This window comes from Nocardioidaceae bacterium (genome assembly GCA_018672315.1).
Lineage (GTDB): Bacteria > Actinomycetota > Actinomycetes > Propionibacteriales > Nocardioidaceae > TYQ2.
This window is the reverse complement of the sequence record CP076053.1, coordinates 496,551-516,004: the sequence shown is the minus strand read 5'-3', so window position 1 is coordinate 516,004 and position 19,454 is coordinate 496,551. Positions and strand designations below refer to the sequence as shown.

General features: G+C 73.8%; 17 protein-coding genes. 13 read left to right on the top strand and 4 right to left on the bottom strand.

The window, feature by feature from the left end:
• Nucleotides 1-43 precede the first annotated feature (43 nt).
• Nucleotides 44-481, bottom strand: coding sequence for a pilus assembly protein (locus tag KLP28_02435; protein QWC85649.1), 438 nt, complete (start codon nt 479-481; stop codon nt 44-46).
• On the opposite strand from KLP28_02435, the gene KLP28_02430 reads away from it, so the two are divergent.
• Complete coding sequence (locus tag KLP28_02430) at nt 469-1,533, top strand: ROK family protein (GenBank protein QWC85648.1); 1,065 nt, start codon at nt 469-471, stop codon at nt 1,531-1,533. The two genes, KLP28_02435 and KLP28_02430, sit on opposite strands and share 13 nt — an antisense overlap.
• 10 nt (nt 1,534-1,543) lie before the next feature.
• On the opposite strand, the gene KLP28_02425 is transcribed toward KLP28_02430, so the two are convergent.
• Together KLP28_02425 and KLP28_02420 are read right to left on the bottom strand one after the other, a co-directional pair.
• The gene (locus tag KLP28_02425; GenBank protein ID QWC85647.1) at nt 1,544-2,161 is read right to left on the bottom strand and encodes a hypothetical protein; all 618 of its coding nucleotides are present in this window, start codon (nt 2,159-2,161) and stop codon (nt 1,544-1,546) included.
• Entirely contained in the window at nt 2,151-3,014 is an 864-nt protein-coding gene (locus tag KLP28_02420) for an alpha/beta fold hydrolase (GenBank protein ID QWC85646.1), read from the bottom strand. The genes KLP28_02425 and KLP28_02420 overlap by 11 nt, the downstream gene beginning before the upstream one ends.
• A 118-nt stretch (nt 3,015-3,132) precedes the next feature.
• Between KLP28_02420 and KLP28_02415 the strand changes: the two genes are divergently transcribed.
• Genes KLP28_02415 through KLP28_02405 form a run of 3 tightly spaced genes read left to right on the top strand, consistent with a single transcriptional unit; the run spans nt 3,133 to nt 4,861 of the window.
• The gene (locus KLP28_02415; GenBank protein QWC86748.1) at nt 3,133-3,807 is read left to right on the top strand and encodes a 1-acyl-sn-glycerol-3-phosphate acyltransferase; all 675 of its coding nucleotides are present in this window, start codon (nt 3,133-3,135) and stop codon (nt 3,805-3,807) included.
• Nucleotides 3,804-4,352 carry a flavin reductase family protein gene (locus KLP28_02410; protein ID QWC85645.1) on the top strand — a complete coding sequence of 183 codons (549 nt, stop codon included), beginning with the start codon at nt 3,804-3,806 and terminating at the stop codon, nt 4,350-4,352. Before KLP28_02415 ends, KLP28_02410 begins: the two co-directional genes overlap by 4 nt.
• A 17-nt stretch (nt 4,353-4,369) precedes the next feature.
• Complete coding sequence (locus KLP28_02405; protein QWC85644.1) at nt 4,370-4,861, top strand: GNAT family N-acetyltransferase; 492 nt, start codon at nt 4,370-4,372, stop codon at nt 4,859-4,861.
• Nucleotides 4,862-4,864: 3 nt separating this feature from the next.
• Here the strand turns inward: KLP28_02405 and KLP28_02400 are convergent, their stop codons facing one another.
• Nucleotides 4,865-6,754, bottom strand: coding sequence for a CapA family protein (locus KLP28_02400; protein QWC85643.1), 1,890 nt, complete (start codon nt 6,752-6,754; stop codon nt 4,865-4,867).
• 402 nt (nt 6,755-7,156) lie between these two features.
• Here KLP28_02400 and KLP28_02395 point away from each other — a divergent pair, with 402 nt between their 5' ends.
• From KLP28_02395 to KLP28_02355, 9 genes are all read left to right on the top strand, one after another.
• The gene (locus tag KLP28_02395; GenBank protein ID QWC86747.1) at nt 7,157-8,146 is read left to right on the top strand and encodes a TerC/Alx family metal homeostasis membrane protein; all 990 of its coding nucleotides are present in this window, start codon (nt 7,157-7,159) and stop codon (nt 8,144-8,146) included.
• A 70-nt stretch (nt 8,147-8,216) separates the two neighbouring features.
• Nucleotides 8,217-10,352, top strand: coding sequence for a DEAD/DEAH box helicase (locus KLP28_02390; GenBank protein QWC85642.1), 2,136 nt, complete (start codon nt 8,217-8,219; stop codon nt 10,350-10,352).
• A gap of 67 nt (nt 10,353-10,419) precedes the next feature.
• A complete protein-coding gene (locus KLP28_02385; GenBank protein ID QWC86746.1) occupies nt 10,420-11,721 on the top strand; it encodes a 3-deoxy-7-phosphoheptulonate synthase class II in 1,302 nt (433 codons plus the stop codon).
• A 150-nt stretch (nt 11,722-11,871) separates the two neighbouring features.
• The gene (locus KLP28_02380; GenBank protein ID QWC86745.1) at nt 11,872-13,923 is read left to right on the top strand and encodes an alpha/beta fold hydrolase; all 2,052 of its coding nucleotides are present in this window, start codon (nt 11,872-11,874) and stop codon (nt 13,921-13,923) included.
• A gap of 124 nt (nt 13,924-14,047) precedes the next feature.
• Entirely contained in the window at nt 14,048-14,740 is a 693-nt protein-coding gene (locus tag KLP28_02375) for a peptidoglycan-binding protein (protein ID QWC85641.1), read from the top strand.
• 26 nt (nt 14,741-14,766) lie between these two features.
• The gene (locus tag KLP28_02370; GenBank protein QWC85640.1) at nt 14,767-15,789 is read left to right on the top strand and encodes a threonine aldolase family protein; all 1,023 of its coding nucleotides are present in this window, start codon (nt 14,767-14,769) and stop codon (nt 15,787-15,789) included.
• A gap of 35 nt (nt 15,790-15,824) precedes the next feature.
• Nucleotides 15,825-17,471 (top strand): protein kinase, encoded by a 1,647-nt coding sequence (locus tag KLP28_02365; GenBank protein QWC85639.1) that lies wholly within the window; start codon nt 15,825-15,827, stop codon nt 17,469-17,471.
• An 8-nt stretch (nt 17,472-17,479) separates the two neighbouring features.
• Nucleotides 17,480-18,145 (top strand): FHA domain-containing protein, encoded by a 666-nt coding sequence (locus KLP28_02360; protein QWC85638.1) that lies wholly within the window; start codon nt 17,480-17,482, stop codon nt 18,143-18,145.
• A gap of 135 nt (nt 18,146-18,280) precedes the next feature.
• Nucleotides 18,281-19,405 carry a hypothetical protein gene (locus KLP28_02355; protein ID QWC85637.1) on the top strand — a complete coding sequence of 375 codons (1,125 nt, stop codon included), beginning with the start codon at nt 18,281-18,283 and terminating at the stop codon, nt 19,403-19,405.
• Nucleotides 19,406-19,454: the final 49 nt, after the last annotated feature.

Genomic DNA, 19,454 nt, shown 5'->3' with positions numbered 1-19,454 from the left:
AGGTGGTCTCTCGCGTGTGCGCGAGCGGTGAGCCGATGGGGCATCAGCAGTTGCCGATCGTCGAGTCTGGCACGTAGTCGACGCGAGCCGAGGCGCGTTGGGTGATGCGGCCCCCGTCGATGAACGGGACGACCGGGATGTTGAGGTCGTGGCTGTCGAAGGCGACCCGGACGACCACGTTCGAACCGGGCTGGGGAGGCACGGTGGAGAAGGTGCGGCTGATCGTCGCGTCCCCGGATGTCAGGCCGTCCAGGTTCGCCGACACCGCGTTCGCGAAGGCGACGCAGGACGTCGGTTGTCCGACGGAGGCCCGGCGGGCGGCTTCGCGAGCCGCGGAGGCGCCCCCCTGCAGCGACCAGAAGTAGAAGCCGTACTGGATCATCCCGAGCACCAGCAGCAGCAGCAGCGGCACGATGAGGGCGAACTCGACCGCGGCCGCACCGGTCTGGTCCGTCCGTCTGCCTGCCCATGTCCCTCGCACACAACCCATCGTCGGAGGCGATTCGTCCGGGAGGCGCGGAAATTTCGATTCTTTACCGGGCATCCCGTGCCGCCGGTCGGCGCTCTGGGAGGGTGAGCCCCGTGAGGAGGGCGGGCGGCGCGGGGAACGGGACCGCGAGCGACGGAGTGGTCGTCGGCGTCGACGTGGGCGGCACCAAGACACTCGCCGCCGTCGTCGAGCCCGACGGACGCGTCGTACGCCGGGTGCGGGTGCCGACCCCGGCACGCGACGGTGACCCGGCCGAGCTCGAGGAGGCCGTCGCCGGTGCGGTCTCCGCCGTACTCGACGGTGAGACGTTGCTCGCGCTGGGGCTGGCGGTGGCGGGATTCGTGGACGCGCAGGGCGAGACGGTCACTTTCGCCCCTCATCTGAGCTGGCGCGACGCCCCGGTGCGGCGCACGTTCGAGCGGCGCTTCGCGGTGCCCGTACGCATGGACAACGACGCCAACGCCGCCCTGTGGGGCGAGCACCGCGTCGGGGCCGCCGCCGACGTCGCCGACGCGGCCCTGGTCGCGCTCGGCACCGGGATCGGCGCCTCCCTGCTGCTGGGCGGCCGTCTGGTGCGGGGTGCGGGTGGCATGGCCGGGGAGCTCGGGCACGTACGACTCGTGCCCGAGGGACGGGCGTGCCCGTGCGGGCTGCGGGGCTGCTGGGAGGAGTACGCGAGTGGTCGCGCCCTGCAGCGCGTGCACGGCGAGCGCACGGGCTTAGCGCTCGAAGGACCCGAGGTGACCGACCTCGCCCTGCGGGGCGACCCGGCTGCGGTCGCGGCGTTCACGGAGATCGGCGAACGCCTGGGTGAGGGCCTCGCGGCGCTCGTGGCCGCGTTCGACCCGGGCCTGCTGGTCATCGGCGGCGGTGTCTCAGCAGCCGGTGAGCTGCTGCTGGAGCCGGCCCGTCGTCGGCTGCAGGAGTTCCTGCCGGGTGCGGCACACCGTTCCCAGCCACGCGTGGTGGCCGGTGGCCTCGGGTCCGAGGCGGGTTGCGTCGGGGCGGGGCTCGGGGCGTACGCGCTGCTCTCCGGGACCTGACCGGTCGGGCTCAGACGCGGGCGCCGTCGTCCCAGCCGTCGCCCGGGTCGTCGCGCATCGTGCCCACGAGGTAGCCGAACGAGCCGATGAACCACAGGAGCAGCAGCAGCCCGCCACCGGAGACCAGGCGTACGTCGAGGATCGTCAGGACCAGGAACAGCAGCGGGACGCCGATCACCCCGACCCACGCGAAGCCCTTGGCCCCGCGAGGCCGGGGCAACGGTGGCGGTTCGGGCGGCACGTAGCGCTCGTCGGACTCGTCGTGCTCGGGCGGGCTGTCGTCCTCGGCCCTGCGGCCGGCGTGCTCATCGGGTCGACCTGTCTCACGACCGGTGTCACGGTCGGGACGGCGCAGGCCCGCGTCGCGGCGCCAGGCACGGCGCGCGTCGTACGTCGGACGGTCGAAGATCGTCAGCCGGTCGGCATCGGCCCCGGGGGTGCCGGAGGCAGCCGGGCCGGCAGGGGGAGTGGGCTCGTCCTGCTCCACCGGGTCGTCCTCGGGGTCGCCGAGCACCCGGTCGCCGTAGCCGGCGACGATGGCGGCCCAGGCGGCGTCCTGGTCGAGGGCCTCGTCGGAGGTGCCGTCGACACCCTCGACGCTGTCGTCGGCGCTGTCCTCAGGACTCATCGCGGGCTCCCGACGGTGCTCGCGCCCCGGTGGGCGTCTCGGTGGGCGTCTCGAGGGGCGTCTCGAGGGGCGTCCCGAGGGGGGAGCCGGTCACGCGGCGTACGAAGTCCAGGCTCTGCTCGAAGATCGTCGGGGCGTCGTGGTCGAGTGTCGCCACGTGGTAGCTGTCGCGCAGCAGCACCTCGCGGGTGTCGTCGCTGCCGACCGACTCCAGGATCAGCCGCGCCGAGCTCGGGTCGACGACGTGGTCCTCCACGGACCTGAACAGCAGCACCGGGCAGGTGACCTCCGGCAGCAGCGCCCGCACCTGCGGCCAGGCCCGCACCATCGAGTCCAACGACCGCAACGGGGTCTTGGCGTACCCGCCCTCGTCGCCGCCGGCCTTGATGTCGTTGCCGATGCCGGGGAAGGCGCGGACGACATGCTTGAGCACCGGAAGGGCCTTCAGCTGCTTGTTCGTCGAGGCGACCGCGGGGTTCACGACGACGACGCCCGCGACCTCGTCGGCCCGGCGAGCAGCGAGCTCGAGGGTCAGGCAGCCGCCCATCGAGAGTCCGCCGACCACCACCACGTCGCACCGGTCCCGCAGGTCCGAGAAGGCCCGGTCGACCTCCTCGCGGTAGTCGTCGTACCGGGTCGGGATCATGTCCTGCCACCGCGTGCCGTGCCCCGGCAGGAGCGGCACCGAGACCGCGAGCCCGGCCGTCGCCAGGTGCTCGGCCCAGGGCCGGATCGAGACGGGTGAGCCCGTGAAGCCGTGGCTGAGCAGGACGCCGACGGTCCTGCCGTCCGCGCCGGGCCGACCGGGACTGGACCAGGCGGAGCGGGCGGAACCGGGGTGGGACGACGTCACCACCTCATCGTCGCACGCGCCCGGTGGAGGGGCTAGGGTCTCCCTCGTCCTGGGTCCGGCCGGTACGGGAGGAGCCGCGTTGTTCTACTGGCTGCTGAAGTTCGTGCTCCTCGGGCCGATGCTCAAAGTGGTCTTCCGACCTCGTGTCGAGGGTCTGGAGAACGTCCCTGGTGAGGGTCCCGCGATCCTCGCGAGCAACCACCTCTCCTACGCCGACTGGCTGTTCGTGCCGCTGAGCCTGCGGCGCCGCGTGACGTACGTGGCGAAGGCCGAGTACTTCACCTCGCCCGGTCTGAAGGGGTGGCTGCAGAAGCAGTTCTTCACCGGCGCCGGTCAGGTGCCCATCGACCGCGGCTCGGCATCGGCGGCGGAGGGGGCGCTGGTCAGCGCGCGGCGCATCCTGGGTGAGGGAGAGCTGTTCGGCATCTACCCCGAGGGCACGCGCAGCCACGACGGCAACCTCTACCGCGGCCGCACCGGCGTCGCACGCCTCGCTCTGGAGACCGGCGCCCCGGTCATCCCGGTCGCCGTGCTGGGCACCGACGACGTCGCGCCGCCCGGCAAGACCTTCGGCCGCGTCGTGCGCCCGGTGGTGCGCTACGGCCGCCCCCTGGACTTCAGCAGGTACGAGGGGATGCAGGACGACCGCTACGTGCTCCGGTCGATCACCGACGAGATCATGTACGAGATCATGACGCTCTCGGACCAGGAGTACGTCGACCTGTACGCCCCCACCGCGAAGGCGCGCGCCGAGGAGACCCGGCGCCGCGAGGGTTCAGCCGGCCCTTCATGACGATCCACGGCGAGCACCCCTTCGCCGACGCAGGCGGCGAGAAGGACCCTGCCCGGCGTCTGCGCGGCCGGCTCGCCGGCAGGGTGACGCTGTGGACCAGCGGCGCCACGGCCCGGTCTCCTGACCGGGCGGGACTGACGATGTCGTCGGTGATGGTGGCCACGGGCGACCCCGCCGAGTTGCTCGGCCTGGTCGACCCCGACTCCGCGCTGGGGGAGTCCCTGGAGGTCGGGAGCCCGCTCGCGGTGACGGTGCTCGACTGGAGCCACCGGCAGCTCGCCGACGCCTTCGCCGGTCTCACCCCCGCCCCCGGTGGGCCGTGGCGGCTCACGAGCTGGCGCGGTGAGGACCACCCGCCGGTGCCGCACGACGCCTCGGCGTACGCCCTGGCCGAGGTCGTCGACCTGCAGGAGGTCGGCTGGTCCACGCTGGTGCGGGCACGGCTGGACCACCTGAGCGTCCGTGAGGACGCCGAGCACGACCCAGCCGAGCTGGTGCACCACCGCGGCCGCTACCGGCGGCTCGCGCCGCCCGGCGGCTCGTGAGCCGAGAGGGTCGCGCGGTGCCGCTGCGTCCGGCGACCCCCGACGACGCAGCGGCACTCACGGAGCTGGAACGGCGCACCAACACCGTCGCTCTCGCCCACGTCTTCGACCCGGCGGACCACCGCTTCCCCGTCCAGGACGTACGCCTGCGCTGGGACCGTCTGCTGCTCGGAGCCGCCGCCGGGGAGGGGGCGGTGGTGCTCGCGCAGACCGCACGCGGCGAGGAGGTGGTCGGCGTGGCCAGCACGGCCGGCGTACGCCTCGGGCACCTGCTCGTCGACCCCCGGCACTGGGGCACCGGCCTCGCGGTCGGGCTGCTGGAGCAGGGCGAGCGAGACCTCGGTGCCGCCGGCGTGCGTCGCGGCGAGCTGACCTGCCTCGTCGCGAACGCCCGGGCACGCGCCTTCTACCGACGGCAGGGCTGGGAGGAGGCCGGGGACGACGGCCGCGCGCCCTGGCCCCCGTACCCGCGTCAGCTGAGGTACGAGAAGGCGCTCGGGAGCTCCTGAGGCCTACTCGCGCGAGCCCGTGGACTCCGCGGTGAAGGGCCCTGCCGGCGTCGGCGCGCCGCGCGGCACGTCCACGACGAGGGTGACCTGCACCGGTTCGAAGACCCTGATGCGCGAGTAGCGTCGGCCGCCCGCGCGGCCCGGCTCCCAGGCGACGACGTGGAGGTCGTCGACCACCGCGGTGCCGCGCTGCACCGAGACCAGCGGGCGGACGGAGTCGGCGCCCTCCGGCGGGATCGTGTCCAGCCGCAGCACGTCGCAGGGACCCCGGGCCGAGCCGAGGGGCACCGAGTCCTCACCGACGACCGTCCCCCCGTCGAGCCACTGCAGGGTCAGGCGACCGGTCAGCGGGCGCTGCTCGGCGTCGACCGCCATCGAGACCGTCATGCCGCGCACGCGGTCGGTCGGGATCGTGCCCGCGGGGAACAGCGTGGCCGGACGGTCGCCCGCGGAGGTCATCCGGACGGCGACCGAGCCCTGACACACACTGTCGGTCTGGTCGGTCTGGTCGGTCTGGTCGGCGCGGACGAGCTCGGCCCCCGGGCTGAGGAACCAGCCGATCGCCCCGTCGGTGGCGGGGTCGGAGTCGATGTCCTCGAAGGTGCCGGTGGGGGTCAGGTCGTAGCCGGCGGTCACCCCCTGCTGGCCTGCGGGCGGCAGCCACCAGCCGCTCTCCAGCTCCAGGGGGGCGCCCTCGTCGTCGACGCGGGCGGGCACGGTGGTCTGGTCCACGGTCCAGGTGTCGAGGCTGACGACGGCCATGTCGTCGGCGAGCACCAGGGGACCGTCGTCGATGTCGGCGGCGGCGATGCGGGAGATCTCCTGGGCCAGCTCGCCGGTGACCATCGAGGGCACGCCGTTGCTCCGTGTCAGGGGCTCGGCGCTCACCGAGACGGCCTGCACGCCGTCGACGTCGGTGCGCAGAAGGAAGCCGTCACGCGTCTGCCACGCGGGATCGTCGGTGAGCAGGTCGCCGAGGCTCTGCACCGCCGTGGCGTTGCCGAAGTCCCAGACCTCCCCGGCGACGTGGGTGCCGCCGCCGACGATCACGGTGGCGCCCGCGCGGACGGCGGCCTTGACCCGGCGGGCGAAGGTGTCGCCGACCGAGCGTGCGTACGGGCGGTCGTCGCGCACGAAGACCACGACCGAGTCCGCGTCGCGACCGGCGGTGCGAATGGCCCGTTGCATGGGTCCCGGGGTGCACGGCGCCGCGCCGGCGCGGTCGCGGGTCGCCGCCCACGGGGCGTCCGCGGCCCCGACCTGGCAGCCGACGTACGCCACGCGCTGCTGACCCGCCTCGATGACGGCCGGTGCCCAGGCCCGCGCCAGGTCCGGGCCGGCGCCGGCCGCGGCGAGGCCCGCCTCGTCGAGGATCTCGAGCGTCGTGGCGACCGCCGGCCGTCCGGCGTCGAGGATGCGGTCGGTGGCGAGGTTGACGACGTCGACACCGGTCGTCGCGAGCGCGTCGGCGAGCCTGCCGGAGCTCGCGTCGCGCTGGTCGCGCCAGGGGTCGGGCAGGAGGGGGCCGGCCAGGGTCACCGCCGAGGCCTCGGCCATCGAGAGCAGGGGCTCGACACCGGCGAGGGCGCCGACGTAGGCCTCGGTGTCCGCCGAGCGGGGCAGCAGCGAGCGGCCCGTACGCACCTCGCCGCCGAAGCGCAGGGTGTCGGCGGTCACGGGCGCGGGGTGCACGGTGACCTGCAGCGGCTCGCTGCCGTGCGCGTCGACCGGGGTGTAGCCGTACGCGCCGGAGGTGGTGACCACCGCGAGCCCGTCCCGCGCGGGACGGTCGAGGACGAAGCGTCCCTCGGCGTCGGAGACGGCGCCCGCCCCGCCCAGGGCCACCCGCGCACCGAAGACGGGATCACCGGACTCGGTGAGGACGGTGCCCATGACCTGGTCGGGCCCGGGCGTCCCCGTCGACGAGCCGGGCGTGCCCGTGGGGGCCTCGTCGGCCGGTCCTTCGCCCAGCAGAGAACACGCCGGCAGACCCAGGAGCAGGGCAGCGCCGAGCACCAGCGCAGGGGCGGAGCGGCGTGGCGGCACGGTGTTCCTCGATCGGTCTGGTCCGCCCGTGGGCCCGGGACGGGGCGAGGGACGGGCGGGACGGGTGAGACGTCGAGGCTACCGACCCGACAGGTGCCGCGTGGCACGGTTCGGCCGGATTGCGCGCGACTCATAGGATGTCGAGGTCGCAGCGTCGGACCCGACGTCGTCCCGAGCGCAGGAGAAACCGTGCCCCTCGTCCCGTCCGGTGTCATCGGAGTCATGGCCGCCGAGCAGTCCTCCGGGGGCCTGGGGCCCTCGGTCGGCACCCCTGTCCTGTGGGGCGGCCTGATCATCGGCGTGATCGTGCTGCTGGCCCTCGACTTCCTCGTCACCCGCAAGCCGCACGAGGTCTCGATGAAGGAGGCGACCTACTGGTCGATCTTCTACATCGCGCTGCCCCTGCTCTTCGGGGTGTTCCTCTGGGTCGACCTCGGCAGCCAGATCGGCCTGGAGTTCCTCACCGGCTACGTGGTCGAGAAGTCGCTGAGCGTCGACAACCTCTTCGTCTTCATCCTGCTGCTCAGCGCCTTCGCGGTCCCGAAGGAGCTGCAGCAGCGGGTGCTGCTCTACGGCATCATCGGTGCGCTCGTGCTGCGCGCGATCTTCATCGCGCTGGGCGCGGCCGCCCTCAGCGCGTTCGACTGGGTCTTCCTGGTCTTCGGCCTCATCCTCGTGGCGACCGCGATCAAGGTGCTGCGCGACGCGATGAGCGATGACGAGGAGGAGGTCGTCGTCGACGAGATGCGGGTGGTCAAGGCCGTCCGCAAGGTGGTGCCGGTGACCTCGGACTACGAGGGGCCGAAGGTCCTCGGCAAGGTCGACGGCAAGCGCGCCATCACTCCCTTCGCGCTCGTGTGCATCGTGGTGCTCGCGACGGACGTGGTCTTCGCCGTGGACTCGGTGCCGGCCGTCTTCGGCATCACCGGCGACGCCTATCTCGTCTTCGCCACCAACGCCTTCGCCCTGTTGGGACTCCGCGCGCTCTACTTCGTGCTCGAGGGTGCGCTGAGCCAGCTGGTGCACCTCGGCTACGGACTCGCCGCGATCCTGGCCTTCATCGGCGTGAAGCTGGTGCTGCACTGGGGCCACCTGGTCAACCCCTCGGTGCCGGAGATCCCGACGCTGGCGTCGCTGCTGGTGGTGGTCGGCATCCTGGTGCTCGTCACCATCACGAGCCTGATGAGCAACAAGCGCCGCGACGCGAAGGTCGAGGAGGGCGAGGCGCTGCCTCGCTGACCTCTCCGCCTGTCCACAGGTGGTTCCGCCGCGTCCGCGACGGTCGGTGCCCGCCCCTACTGTCGTAGCCATGACGACGGACACGGTGCGAGGGACGACCCGGGGCGACGCGCCCCGACTCACCGACGAGCGGGCCGCGGTGGCCCGCCGGCTGGTGCAGTCGATGGCGGGGCCCGAGGCCGAGCTGCGCGAGGACCAGGCGACGGCCGTCGCCGCCCTCGCCGAGGCGGGCGCGAGGGTGTTGGTCGTGCAGGCGACGGGGTGGGGCAAGTCGGCGGTCTACTGGGCGGCCACCGCCGTACGCCGCGCCGAAGGTGCCGGGCCCACGCTGGTGGTCTCCCCGCTGCTGTCCCTGATGCGCGACCAGGTCGCTGCCGCCGGCCGGGCGGGACTGCGAGCGGCCACGTTGAACTCCGGCAACGTCGACGACTGGCAGGCGATCGAGTCCTCGCTGCGCGACGGCGACATCGACGTGCTGCTGGTGAGCCCCGAGCGGCTGGCCAACCCGACCTTCGGGGCGAGGGTGCTCGACGGGCTCTCCGGGCGGCTCGGACTCGTGGTCATCGACGAGGCGCACGCGGTCTCGGACTGGGGTCACGACTTCCGTCCCGACTACCGCCGCGTCTCCGACGTGCTCCAGCGCCTCGACCCCGGCACCCCGGTGCTGGCCACCACGGCGACGGCCAACGCCCGCGTGACCGAGGACGTCGCGGCCCAGCTCGGCGAGGCCACCCTGGTGCTGCGGGGTCCGCTGGCCCGGCGCTCGCTGGCGCTCGCCGTGGTCGACAGCCTCAGCCCGCTCGAGCGGTACGCGTGGGTCGTCGACCACCTCCCGCGCCTGCCTGGCGCCGGCATCGTGTACGCGCTCACCGTCGCCGACGCCCACCGCCTCGCCGACGTGCTCACCGCCGCCCACGGCGAGGAGCTGCGGGTCGCGGCGTACACGGGTCAGCTGTCGGCCGACGAACGCGCCCGCCTCGAGGACGACCTGCGGGAGAACAGGTTGAAGGCCCTGGTCGCGACCTCCGCCCTGGGCATGGGCTACGACAAGCCCGACCTCGGCTTCGTGGTGCACCTGGGGTCCCCGCCCTCGCCGGTGTCGTACTACCAGCAGGTCGGCCGCGCCGGCCGGGCCATCGACCACGCCGTGGCGGTGCTCCTGCCCTCGGGCGCCGACTCGGGGGTGTGGGACTGGTTCGCGACCGCCTCGATCCCCCGGGAGGAGGAGGTGCGCCGGGTGCTCGCCGAGCTGCCGCGCGACCCCGATGCCGCGATGAGCGTGCCGGCGCTGGAGGCCCAGGCCGGGGTGCGGCGCACGCGCGTGGAGCTGCTGCTCAAGCAGCTCGCCGTTGAGGGTGTCACCGAGCGGCTGCCCGGCGGCTGGGTCGCCACGGGGGAGCCGTGGGCGTACGACGCCGAGCACTACGACGGGGTGCTCGCGACCCGGCGGCGCGAGGCCGACTTGATGCGCGACTACGTGGCCGGGCGGCGCTGCCTGATGCAGGTGCTGCAGGAGTCGCTCGACGACCCGGCGGCCGAGCCCTGCGGACGGTGCTCGGTGTGCCGGGAGGCCCTGCCGGACGGGCTGTCCTCGCAGGCCTCGACCGAGACCGTGGCCCGTGTGACCGGAGCGCTGCGCGGCGAGGTCAGCGAGGTCGAGCCGCGCAAGATGTGGCCCGGCGGTGAGTTCGGCACCCGGGGCCGCATCGACCCCGGCGAGATGGTCGAGGTCGGCCGGGCGCTCATCGACCGCGACGCCCCGCAGTGGCGCGAGGAGGTCGCGACGATGGAGCGCGGCGACGCCGAGGTGGCCCCGGCGGTCGCCGAGGGCGCCGTACGCCTGCTCGGGCAGTGGAAGTCGTCCTGGCGGGGGCGTCCCGAGGTCGTGGTCGACCTCCCCGCGGCCGGGCGGTCGCGGCTGGTCCGCAGCCTCGCCGACCACCTCGCCGAGGTCGGGGGTCTCGGGCGTGCCGGCCTGGCGGTGGCCGAGCCGTTGCTCGACACCCGCGAGACCTCGTCGGGCGCCGAAGCGGCGCACTGGCAGGCGCAGGTCCGGCAGAACCCGCCCCCGGAGGTGGCGGGCCGTCGGGTGCTGCTGCTCGTCGACGCCACGTCGAGCCTGTGGCCCGTCACGGTCGCCGGGGCGATGCTCCGCCAGGCCGGCGCGAGCGCCGTGATGCCGCTGGTGGTGCACCGCCGTCCGTGAGGCCCACGGGCGCCCGTAGGCTTGTTCGGTGAGCACCTCGATCCCCGACCTCGCCGCGCTGCACGCGATGGGAGCCAAGCAGCAGCCGACGTATCCGGACACCGAGGCCGTCGACAAGGCCGTCGACACGCTGCGCGCGCTGCCGCCGCTGGTCTTCGCCGGCGAGTGCGACGACCTCACCGCGAAGATCGCGGCCGTGACCCGGGGCGAGGCGTTCCTGCTCCAGGGTGGCGACTGCGCCGAGACGCTCGCCGGGGTGACCGCCGACAACGTCCGCAACAAGCTGCGGGTGCTGCTGCAGATGGCCGTCGTGCTGACGTACGCCTCCTCGGTGCCGGTCGTGAAGCTCGGCCGGCTGGCGGGGCAGTACGCCAAGCCCCGCTCCAGCGACACCGAGACCCGGGCCGGGGTCACGCTGCCCGCCTACCGCGGCGACGCGGTCAACGGCTTCGAGTTCACCGAGGCCTCGCGGGTGCCGGACCCGCAGCGGCTCGTCGACGTCTACAACGCCTCCGCGGCCACGCTGAACCTCGTCCGCGCCTTCGTCACCGGCGGCTACGCCGACCTGCGCCAGGTGCACACCTGGAACACCGACTTCGTGCGCGACAGCCCCGCGGGCGCCCGCTACGAGAAGCTGGCAGGCGAGATCGAGAAGGCGCTGACCTTCATGCGCGCCATCGGTGCCGACCCCGACGAGTTCCACCGTGTGGACTTCCACTCCAGCCACGAGGCGCTGGTGCTGGAGTACGAGCACGCCCTGACCCGCATCGACTCGCGTACGGACCGTCCGTACGACGTCTCCGCGCACTTCCTGTGGATCGGTGAGCGCACCCGTCAGCTCGACGGCGCCCACGTCGACCTGCTCAGCCGCATCGCGAACCCGATCGGCTGCAAGCTCGGCCCGAGCACCTCACCGCAAGACGCGATCGACCTGGCGCGCAAGCTGAACTCCGACAACATTCCCGGCAAGCTGACCTTCATCACCCGCTTCGGGGCGAAGAAGATCCGTGAGGGGCTGCCGCCGGTCGTCGAGGCCGTCCGCGACGCCGGCCTGCAGGTCGCGTGGGTGACCGACCCGATGCACGGCAACACCTTCGAGGCGTCCTCGGGCTACAAGACACGGTCCTTCGACGACGTGCTCGAGGAGGTGCAGGGCTTCTTCGACGTGCACCGCGAGCTCGGCACCTGGCCCGGGGGTCTGCACGTCGAGCTCACCGGCGACGACGTCACCGAGTGTGTCGGCGGCGGCGAGATGCTCGACGAGGAGTCGCTGGCCAACCGCTACGAGTCGGTCTGCGACCCGCGCCTGAACCGGGTGCAGTCGCTCGAGATGGCGTTCCTCGTCGCCGAGATGCTCGGCAAGCACTGACGAGAGGGCACAGAATCACGCCCAGAGGGCACAGATTCACGCCCAGAGGGCACACAATCACCGGACGTGCGGTGATTGTGTGCCCTCTCGCGGTCATTCTGTGCCCTCTCGGCGTGGTAGGGATGGTGGGTGACTTCGTCAACCGATCCTCTGCACGACCTGGCCTCGTACGTCGCGCTGCCGCGACTGTCCGGCCTGGTGCTCTCGCCCGACGGCACCCGTCTCGTCACGGGCGTCTCGGAGCTGAGCCCTGACGGCGCCGCGTACCGCACCGCCCTGTGGCAGGTCGACACCGCGGCCGAGCAGCCAGCCCGTCGACTGACCCGCGGCGCGAAGAGCGAGAGCGCCGCCGCCTTCACCCCCGACGGGGACCTGCTCTTCACCTCGGCCCGCCCCGACCAGACGGCCGAGGCCGCCGACGGCGACACCCCCGCAGCGCTCTGGCGGCTGCCGGCGAGCGGCGAGGCGTACGTCGTGGCCACCCGCCCCGGTGGCGTCGGTGGCATCCGTGTCGCCTCGAGCTCCGGTCGCGTGCTGCTGGCCTCGGACACCTTCCCGGACTCGACCGACGCCGAGCGCGACCAGGAGGTGCGCACCGCCCGCAGCGACCGGAAGATCTCCGCGATCCTGCACGACGCCGCCCCCGTGCGGCACTGGGACCACGACCTCGGCCCGGGCTGGCCGCGGCTGTTCCTCGCCGACAACACCGACGACGCCGACGACTCGGGCGCCCCGGGCACCGACGAACGACTGGACCTGCACGACCTGACGCCGACGGCCGGGCGCGCCTTGCACGAGGGTGGCCACGACGTGAGCCCCGACGGTGCCACGGTGGTGACCACCTGGAACCTGCCGGAGCCGGGCGGGTACCGCACGGTCGTCGTCGCGATCGACACGAGCACGGGGGAGCGCAGGAGCCTCGCGGGTCAGGATGACCCCGAGGTCGAGTACGGCAGTCCGGTCATCAGTCCCGACGGAGCATGGGTCTGCCTGACCGAGCACGTGCGCTCGCGTCCGGACCGCACCTACGACGTGCAGCTCGTGGTCGTGCCGATCGACGGGTCGGCCTCCCCGCGGCGCATCGCGGAGGACTGGGACCGCTGGCCGTCCGGCCCCGTCGCGTGGACTCCCGACGGCTCGGCCCTGCTGGTGCCGTGCGACGAGGACGGTCGCGGCCGCATCCACCGGATCCCCGTCGACGGCGGCGACCCCGTGCGGCTGACCGGTGACGACGCGACGTACACCGACGTCTGCGTCTCGCCCGACGGGCGTACGGCGTACGCGCTGCGGACCTCCTACGCCGCCCCGGCCCACCCGGTGCGGCTCGACACGACCACGCCCGACCAGACCCCGGTCGCCCTGCCCGCACCGCACCCCGACCGTCTCCTGCCCGAGCTCCCGGGCACGCTCACCGAGGTGGAGACGACCGGCGAGGACGGAGCCCGGGTCCGCAGCTGGCTGTGCCTCCCTCACGGTGCGAGCGCCGCGACGCCGGCACCGCTGCTGCTGTGGATCCACGGCGGCCCGGTGGGCTCGTGGAACGCGTGGTCGTGGCGGTGGAACCCGTGGCTCGCGGTCTCCCGCGGGTACGCCGTGCTGTTGCCCGACCCGGCCCTCTCAACCGGGTACGGCCGCGAGTTCGTGCAGCGCGGGTGGGGGCAGTGGGGCGGCGCGTCGTACACGGACCTGATGGCGGCGACCGATGCCGCCCTCGAGCGCGACGACCTCGACGCCGAGCGCACGGCCGCCATGGGCGGCAGCTACGGCGGCTACATGGCCAACTGGGTCGCCGGCCACACCGACCGCTTCGACGCGATCGTCACGCACGCCAGTCTCTGGGCCCTGGACCAGTTCGGTCCGACCACCGATGCGCCCTTCTACTGGCGCCGTGAGATGACCGAGCAGATGGAGCGGGCCAACTCTCCGCACCGCTTCGTCGATGACATCGTCAGCCCGATGCTGGTGATCCACGGCGACAAGGACTACCGCGTCCCGATCGGTGAGGGGCTGCGCCTGTGGGCCGAGCTCGCCGCCCGGGCCGAGCCGGACGGCACGATGCCGCACCGCTTCCTCTACTTCCCCGACGAGAACCACTGGATCCTGACGCCGGGCAACGCGCAGGTCTGGTACGAGTGCGTCTTCGCGTTCCTCGACCAGCACGTCCGCGGGGAGGCGTGGCGTACGCCCGAGCTGCTCGCCTGAGGGGCGCAGTCGACCGGGCCCGCGCGGTCCGCGTGGTCCGTCGTGGACAATGGTCGCGCCGACGACCCTGCAACACCCCGAAACAGGGCCACGACGTCGGCGCCCCCCAGCCCGAGGAGCCTGCGTGAGCCGCGAGACGCCGCGTCGTCCCGACGCCGACCCGGCTCCGCTCGGACCCACGTTCGAGCCCGTCGACGAGCCGCTGCCCACCCGCGCGCGGGAGCGGCGGCAGCTCGGCTTCCTCGGCGCGACGGTCGTCGTGCTGCTGGGCATCGGGGTGCTGCTGACGATTCTCTACCTGGCGACCTCCCCGCCCGTCGACATCCCGCGGCCGCAACCTCCCGCGTTCAGCTCGGACGACGACGACGCCCCCGCGCCGGCCGACGTGCAGTGGCCGCGGCTCGTGCCCGGCGACAGCGGCCGTCCGGTGCGCGCGGCCCAGCTGCTGCTGCGCGCCTCGGGCCAGGAGCTACCGATCACGGGCACGTACGGCAGTGCCACCGGGGCCGCCCTCAACCGGTTCGTGGCGCAGCGAGAGCTCGACACCCGCACCCTCGACGGGACGGTGTGGCCCTTCCTGGCCCAGCCGTTGGGACCGCGGAGCGAGGGTGCCCGGGTCCGTGCGATGCAGGTGCTGCTGCGCGGCAACGGCTTCGACGTGGCGACCGACGGCCAGTTCGGCGGCGCGGTCCGCGGTGCGATACGGCTGTTCCAGGTGCAGAGCGGGCTCCCGGGCTCGGGCATCGCGGGGCGACCGACGTGGAAGCTGCTCGCGGTCTCCGCGGAGCCCTTCGACGCACCTCGGATCGGACGCTGAGGGTCGCTGTTCCTAGGATCGGTCGAATGGTTGCCACGATCGACCTCCGCTCCGACACCCTCACCGCTCCCACCGAGGCGATGCGGCTCGCGATGAGCCGTGCCGAGGTCGGCGACGACGTGTACGGCGAGGACCCCACGGTGCTCGCACTCGAGGAACGCGTCGCGGGTCTGCTGGGGCACGAGGCCGCGCTGTTCACCCCGACGGGGTCGATGGCCAACGTGCTGGCCGTCCGCAGCCTCGTGGGCCCCGGTCAGGAGGTGCTGTGCGAGGCGCGCGCGCACATCGCGCGCGCCGAGCTGGGCGCGCACGCGGCGTACACGGGGCTCACGATGCGTACGTGGAGCCGCGAGGACGGTCTGGTCGACCTCGGCCAGGTCGCCGACATGTACGCCCCCGACATGGGCCCGTTCTTCGTGCCCACCGCGGCGATCTCGGTCGAGAACACCCACAACTTCGCCGGCGGCACCGTCACGCCGCTGGGCGAGCTGCAGGCGCTGCGCTCCTGGGCCGACGAGGTCGGCGTCGGGGTGCACCTCGACGGTGCGAGGCTGTGGAACGCCCACGTCGCCACGGGAACGCCGCTCGCCGCGTACGGCGCGTGCGTCGACGTCGCGGCCGTGTGCCTGTCCAAGGGCCTCGGCGCCCCGATCGGGTCCCTGGTCGTCGGCTCCGCCGAGACCGTCGCCGAGGCACGGGTCTGGCGCAAGCGGATGGGTGGCGGCATGCGACAGGTCGGGGTGCTGGCCGCTGCCGGTCTCCACGCGCTCGACCACCACGTCGACCGCCTGGCCGAGGACCACGACCACGCGCAACGTCTCGCCGGGGCCTGCGGGCTCGACCCGGAGGAGGTGCACACCAACATCGTCGCCGTGCCCCACCGCGACGCCGCCGCTGTGGTCGCCGCGGCGGCCGAGCACGGCGTACGCATCAGCGCGGTCGGTCCGCGCACCGTACGCCTCGTGACGCACCTCGACGTCGGCCCCGAGGAGGTCGCCCGGGCGTGCGAGGTGATGGGACGCGTGCTGGAGCAGGTCCCGGCCGCCTGAGATGCCGGAGCTCTGGGCCCTCGTACGCTGAGGGGGTGTCAGAGCGCCCAGGAGCCCCCGATGGTCACGGGTGCGACCCTGCCGACGTCGACACCCAGGTGGCGGGGCCGTCGGAGCACACCGCCCACGCCGACGCGCTGCACCGCGACCGCTCCGACCCCATGGTCGGCATGGAGGTGCTCGGCTGCCGCCTGCTGGCCCCCGTCGGGTCCGGTGCCTCCGGCACGGTGTTCCGAGCGCGCCAGCTGCGGCTGGACCGCGACGTCGCCGTGAAGCTCGTTCCGGCCTCGTCGGCCGGGGTCGCCACCGTGGAACGGTTCCGTCGTGAGGTGCGCGCGATCGCCGCTCTGGACCATCCCAGCGTGGTACCGGTGCACGACGCGGGGGAGGAGGACGGACTCCTCGTCCTCGTGATGAAGCTGATCGACGGGGTCGACCTCCGTGCCCTGGTCGCTGAACGCGGTGCGGTCGACGCGGGGGCCGCCGTCGCCGTCGTGGCCCAGGTCGCAGATGCCCTCGACGTCGCCCATGCGGCAGGTCTGGTGCACCGGGACGTCAAGCCGGCCAACGTGCTGTTGAGCCGGGGTCGGGACCGCCGTGCCTACCTGGCCGACTTCGGGCTCGCCCGCTCGCAGCACGCCGAGGACACGGTCACGGCCGAGAGCAGCTGGGTGGGCACGCCCGCGTACGCCTCACCGGAGCAGCGGGCGGGGGCCGAGGTCGGGCCGGCCTCGGACCGGTACTCCCTGGCCGGCCTGCTGGCCTTCCTCGTCACGGGGGCCGCTCCCGGCGCCGAGGTCGACCGGGATCTGCTGGACCCGACGGCCGCGGCGGTGCTGCGGGTCGCCGACCGCGGGATGGCCGCAGCGCCCGCCGACCGCTTCGACTCCGCTGCGGCACTGGCCCGGGCGGCGCGCGCGGCGGCGGAGGAGGCAGCGGCAGGGGTCGAGGTCACCAGCACGCTGCCGAGGCCGCACGACGCACATCCCGTGGACGCGACGGACGCGGCGCACGAGGCGCGCGACCAGCGCAGGCTGACTGCTGCGCTCGTCGTCGCCGTCGTCCTGGTCGGTGCGGGGTTCGCCGCCGCGGTCCACGGACTCGTGGCGCCCGACCGCCAGGCCGACGATCCCGCCGGCGACCCGTCGGCGGCGGTGCCGACCGCCTCCGCGAGTGTCTCGTCGGGCCCCTCGCCGGCCCCGGGGTCGGACCCGGGGTCGGACCCGAGGCCGTCGGACAGCACCACCGCTGCCGCGGACGAGTCCCGTCTGCCGCCGGTGGCGGTCGGCGACGAAGGACCGGTCGTACGCGCCGCGCAGCTGCTGCTGCAGGCCCGCGGCCTGCAGGTCGCGGCCACCGGCACCTGGGACGCCGCCTCGGCCGACGGGCTCTCGCGCTTCACAGCGGCCCGGCTCGGCGTGCCGGCGGAGTCGGTCGACGACGCCGCCTGGTCCGAGCTGCTGCTGACGCAGGTGCGCGGTGACACGGGTCCGGCGGTGCAGGCGGTGCAGGAGCTGCTCGTCGCCTCCGGCGCCGCCCTCGAGGTCGATGGCCGCTACTTCGACGCCACCGAGGCGGCCGTGGAGTCCTTCCAGGCAGAACGCTTCCTCGAGACCGACGGCGAGGTCGGCGACAACACCTGGGCGGCGCTGCTGCAGGCGGCCGTCCCGGCCGGGGGATAGTGGGCACCGTGCCGTCCGACGTACCCCCCGCCCCGCTGAGCCCGCGCGAGGGCGCCGCCCTGCTGGCCGCGACGGCGGAGGGAGACCCGTTCGTGGTGTGGCGCGACGGTGACGGGGAGCTGCAGCTCCTCGGTCTCGCCGATCGCCAGGAGCCGCTCACCGTCGGACGGCACGGCGACCTCCCGGTCACCTGGGACTCGTTGGTCTCGCGCGTGCACTGCCAGCTCGTGCCGGTCGGGTCGGAGTGGACCGTGCACGACGACGGCCTCTCCCGCAACGGCACCTTCGTCAACGGCGAGAAGGTCACCACCCGTCGTCGCCTGCGTGACCGGGACGCCCTGCGGGTCGGGGGGACGGTGCTGCAGTTCCGCCGGCCCGAGGCGGGGTCCGGTGAGACCGAGGTCGACGCGGTGGCGGCCCAGGGTCAGGTGGCGGTGACACCCGCGCAGCACGACGTACTGCGGGCCCTGTGTGCCCCGTTCGACATCGCACGCGGGGTGCCACCGGCCAGCAACGAGGACATCGCGGGCGCGCTGTTCCTCTCCGTCGACGCGGTCAAGGCGCACCTGCGACAGCTGTACGCACGCTTCGACCTCACGGAGCTGCCACCACACCAGAAGCGGGACCGCCTCGCCCGCGAGGCGCTGCGCAGGGGGCTGGTCTCGACCGGCTGAGCCCGGGGACCCGGTCCGGGCGACACCTCGGTGTCGTACGCGCTCACCCCGGTGCCGACGACGACACCCGCGGCACCTCGTGGCGCGAGCGGGAGACACGGATGCTGGAGGGGTCAGCCACGTCGAGGAGGCAGCATGTCGTACGGCCGCTTGTCCACCACGAACCGTGCGCTGACGGTCCTGCTCGCCGTGCTGGTGGCGCTGACGATCGGTGCGACAGCGCTGCTCGTCGGTGGCGGGGGCGACGGGAACCGGGCGACCGACCCGCCCCGGACCGGCAGCGAGGGCAGCGCCCCCGTCGAAGCCGCCCGCCCGTCGACTCCTGACCCGGCGCCCCCGGACCCCCCGGACCCCCCGGACCCTCCGGACCCGTCGAGGACGCCGACGTCCTCCTCTGCACCCGAGGAGACCTTCGGTGAGCCGACCTTCGGCCCACGCGCGTACGTCGTCGCGTCGCGCGACGGAGTCGTGCGCCGCGTCGACGGCTCCGACACGACGGTGACGGACGTCGCAGCACGCGTCGCGCACGGCGTCGACGACCTGGTCGCGTACGAGACCGCCTCGTCACCGTCGAGCGACGGTGGGGAGGTGCGCGTGTGGTCGCCGCGCGAGGACCGCCGGGTGGCGCTGCCCGACGACGCCTCGGTGGCGCGCCTGCTCGGCGCCGGCGGCCTCGACGGCCGTCCCGTGGCGCTGGTCGCCGAGGACGTGCCGGGCGAGACCCGTACCGACCTCACCGACCGCCTCGTGGTCATCGACCTGCGCGACGGCGGGCGCGCCGTCCTGGACGAGGGCCGGTCCGCCTTCGAGGCGGGGTGGCTCTCCGCGCACCTGCTCGACGACGGGGACGTCGCGGCCGAGCGGCAGTCATCCGTCGTCACCACGCTGCACCGGCTCGACCCCGGCCGCGGCGAGCTGTGGAGCGTACGCGTCGCCGAGGACCAGGCGTCCACCTTCGCCGCGATCGGCGACCGGCTCGCAGTGGTGATGCCGCAGAGGGGGCCGACCCGGGCCCTCGACCGTCTGCGGGTGCAGACCTACGCCCCCGACGGCAGCCCGAAGAACTCCTCGCGGATCACCCTGGATGCGAGGGTGAGCGCTCGGCTGGAGTGCCCCGACTGGTACGACGCCGACCGGCTCGCGTGCACCACCGGACGAGGCCCCCGAGCGGTCACGGTGCGCGGTGACGACATCGGAGCCCTCGAGCAGCTTCGCGGCCCACCGGACGCGGTGGTGACCGCGGTCGCGACGAGCGGCTGAGCGCTCACCCGGGTGTGGGTGCTCACACCTCGGTGCTGCAGAACGAGCC

What these genes read in the sequence shown, in the direction of transcription:
- KLP28_02370 (QWC85640.1), top strand. Translation starts at nt 14,767, where the DNA reads ATGGTTGCCACGATCGACCTCCGCTCCGACACCCTCACCGCTCCCACC.
- KLP28_02430 (QWC85648.1), top strand. Translation starts at nt 469, where the DNA reads ATGTCCCTCGCACACAACCCATCGTCGGAGGCGATTCGTCCGGGAGGC.
- KLP28_02410 (QWC85645.1), top strand. Translation starts at nt 3,804, where the DNA reads ATGACGATCCACGGCGAGCACCCCTTCGCCGACGCAGGCGGCGAGAAG.
- KLP28_02400 (QWC85643.1), bottom strand. Translation starts at nt 6,754, where the DNA reads ATGGGCACCGTCCTCACCGAGTCCGGTGATCCCGTCTTCGGTGCGCGG.
- KLP28_02385 (QWC86746.1), top strand. Translation starts at nt 10,420, where the DNA reads ATGGGAGCCAAGCAGCAGCCGACGTATCCGGACACCGAGGCCGTCGAC.
- KLP28_02355 (QWC85637.1), top strand. Translation starts at nt 18,281, where the DNA reads ATGTCGTACGGCCGCTTGTCCACCACGAACCGTGCGCTGACGGTCCTG.
- KLP28_02415 (QWC86748.1), top strand. Translation starts at nt 3,133, where the DNA reads ATGCTCAAAGTGGTCTTCCGACCTCGTGTCGAGGGTCTGGAGAACGTC.
- KLP28_02425 (QWC85647.1), bottom strand. Translation starts at nt 2,161, where the DNA reads ATGAGTCCTGAGGACAGCGCCGACGACAGCGTCGAGGGTGTCGACGGC.
- KLP28_02390 (QWC85642.1), top strand. Translation starts at nt 8,217, where the DNA reads ATGACGACGGACACGGTGCGAGGGACGACCCGGGGCGACGCGCCCCGA.